The sequence below is a fragment of the Brachyspira pilosicoli genome, from assembly GCF_019402445.1.
Taxonomy (GTDB): Bacteria; Spirochaetota; Brachyspiria; order Brachyspirales; family Brachyspiraceae; genus Brachyspira; species Brachyspira pilosicoli_B.
In genome coordinates, this window is sequence record NZ_SRZM01000033.1 from 1 (window position 1) to 3,241 (window position 3,241).

General features: G+C 30.5%; 1 protein-coding gene and 1 pseudogene. Both read left to right on the forward strand.

Annotated elements, in window-relative coordinates:
• Positions 1 to 133: 133 nt before the first annotated feature.
• The gene (adhE, locus tag E6A48_RS01395) at positions 134 to 2,737 is read left to right on the forward strand and encodes a bifunctional acetaldehyde-CoA/alcohol dehydrogenase (RefSeq protein ID WP_219708213.1); all 2,604 of its coding nucleotides are present in this window, start codon (positions 134 to 136) and stop codon (positions 2,735 to 2,737) included.
• Positions 2,738 to 2,992: 255 nt separating this feature from the next.
• Positions 2,993 to 3,241, forward strand: a pseudogene (locus E6A48_RS01400) (hypothetical protein); the annotation flags it as partial.

Consider the following 3,241-nt stretch of genomic DNA (forward strand, 5'->3'; position numbering starts at 1 on the left):
CTTTTTTATATTTTAATATTAAAACTTAGTATATTTATTGTACTATGTTATATATATTATGATATTGCTATTGACTTTATTATATAACTATAGTACAATATTATCAAAAATTTTTAAGGTTTAGGAGAAGTAAATGACTAAAGATACAAAGGCAAAAAGCGGAAACTCTATACTAGACGACTTAATATCAAAAGCCAAAAAAGCACAAGAAATATATTCTACTTTCTCTCAAGAACAAGTAGATATTATATTTAAAGCATGTGCTATTGCTATTAATAGTAGAAGAATACCTTTGGCAAAGATGGCGGTAGAAGAAACAGGTATGGGAGTAGTAGAAGATAAGGTAATAAAAAATCACTTTGCTTCTGAATATATTTATAACAAGTTTAAAGATATGAAAACATGCGGAATCATAAGTGAAGATACAGCTATGGGAATGAAAAAAATAGCAGAACCTGTTGGTATAATAGCTGGTGTTGTGCCTACTACAAACCCAACATCAACTGCTGCATTCAAAGCGTTAATAGCTTTAAAAACAAGAAATGCAATAGTATTTTCTCCGCATCCAAGAGCTAAGAAATGTACTCTTGAAGTTTGTAAGATTATTAATAAAGTAGCAGTTGAGCATGGTGCTCCTGATGGACTTGTTGGCTGTATTGAAGAGCCTACTGTTGAGCTTTCTGCTGCTTTAATGAGCCATCCTCAAATTGATTTAATACTTGCTACTGGAGGACCTGGAATGGTTAGAGCTGCTTATTCTAGCGGTAAGCCTGCTTTGGGTGTTGGTGCTGGTAATACTCCTGCTATAATCGATGAAACTGCTGATATAAAAATGGCTGTTAACTCTGTTATAATGAGTAAAACTTTTGATAACGGTATGATATGTGCTAGTGAACAGACAGTTGTTGTTGTAAAAAGTGTTTATGAGGAAGTAAAAAAAGAGTTTTTATATAGAGGAGCTTATCTTTTAAATAAAGACGAAAAAGCTAAACTTAGTAAAATAATGATTATAGACGGAGCTTTGAATGCTAAAATAGTAGGTCAGCCTGCTTATGTTATAGCTAAAATGGCTGGTATTACAGTTCCAGAGGAGACAAAAATACTTATAGGTGAAGCTTCTTCTATAAGTAAAGATGAGGCATTTTCTTACGAAAAATTATCACCTGTACTTGGTATGTATAAAGCTGATAATTATGATGATGCTGTTGAGAAAGCTTATAGTTTAATAGTATTCGGCGGACTTGGACACACTTCTGTACTTTATACAGATGAAGATAATCAAAAAGAAAGAATTAAAAAATTCTATGAAAAAATGCCTACAGGAAGAATACTTATAAATATGCCGTCTTCTCAAGGTGCTATAGGAGATGTGTATAACTTTAGATTAGAACCATCTTTGACATTAGGCTGCGGAAGCTGGGGCAATAACTCTACAAGTGAAAACGTTGGTCCTAAACATCTTTTAAATATTAAATCTGTAGCTTCAAGGAGAGAAAATATGTTATGGTATAAAGTACCAGAAAAGATATATTTAAAGAGAGGTTCATTAGATGTTGCTTTAAGAGAATATGCTGACAAAAAAAGAGCATTAATCATCACAGACGGACCTCTTTATAAATTAGGTGTAACTGACAATGTTACTAAAGTATTAGATGATATAGGAGTAAAATATACCATATTCTCTGATGTTAAACCTGACCCTACAATTAGCACTGTTAGAGATATAGTAAAAACTGCTAATGTATTTGAACCTGATGTTATTATAGCATTAGGAGGCGGTTCTCCAATAGATGCTGGTAAAATAGCTTGGTTATTATATGAAAATCCTGAAATAAAATTTGAAGACATTGCTATGGTATTTATGGATATAAGAAAGAGAATATGCGATGCTGGAGAATTAGGTAAAAAGGCTCAGTTTGTTGCTATACCTACTACTTCTGGTACTGGTTCTGAAACTACTCCTTTTGCAGTTATTACTGATGATGCTACACATATTAAATATCCTATTACAGATTATGCTTTAACACCTGATATGGCTATACTTGATGCTAATTTGGTTATGAGTATGCCAAAGGGGTTGTGTGCTGCAAGCGGTATAGACTCTTTAACTCATGCTCTTGAGTCTTATGCTTCTATTTGTGCTACTGAGTTTTCTAACTGTAATGCTGAAAAAGCTATTAAACTAATATTTAAATATTTACCTGCTTCATATAAAGAAGGTGCAGAAAATCCTATAGCTCGCGAACAAATGCATTATGCTGCTTCACTTGCTGGTATGGCTTTTGCTAATGCTTTCTTGGGTATTTGTCACTCAATGGCTCATAAACTTGGTGCTGCTTTCAATATTCCTCATGGTATTGCTAATGCTCTTTTAATATGTCAGGTTGTAAAATATAATGCTAATGAAAAACCTACTAAACAAGGTTTATTCCCTCAATATAAATATCCTCATGCTAGAGAGAGATATGCATTTATTGCTGATATGCTTAGTCTTGGCGGTAAAAACGATAATGAAAAAGTAGCTAACTTAATTAAAGCTATAAATAATCTTAAGAAAGAGCTTGATATACCTTTGTCTATTAAAGATTATGGTGTAGCTGAAAAAGACTTTATGGCTAAACTTGATGATATAGTAGAACAGGCATTCAATGATCAATGTACTGGTGCTAATCCAGTGTATCCTCTTATGAAAGAGCTTAAACAAATTTATTTAGATGCTTATAATGGTGTTTATTAATAAATAAAATATTTCTTTTATAATTTTTTATGGGTGAGGAACTATATATTAGTTTCTCGCCCATTTTATTTTATTGACAATCATTATTTTTATAGTATAATGCTATGAAATAATAGGTATCTATATGAAACAAATATCTCTATGCAATCTCAGATTTTACTTTACTAAACAACTTTATTTCTGTTGCATAAAATTTCATTACAAAATTATAAAATTTCTATCTAATAAACTTTATACTTTATCAAGGAATAATATATGAAAAATAAAAAACTTTTTTTTACAATATATATTACGTTTTTTATTATAATTTTTATTTCAATGACAGTACTATCCATTTTAGGTAAAAAAGAAAGAATTGGATATTTATCGGAGTTTAAAATAAATACTGATAAGACTTTAGAATTAAATAATTTTACTAATATTAACGAAATAAGCGAATTATTTATGGTAGATAATGAGTTGGATTATGATGCTATTACTAATTATATATTAACAAATGAATAT

What these genes read in the sequence shown, in the direction of transcription:
- adhE (WP_219708213.1), top strand. Translation starts at nt 134, where the DNA reads ATGACTAAAGATACAAAGGCAAAAAGCGGAAACTCTATACTAGACGAC.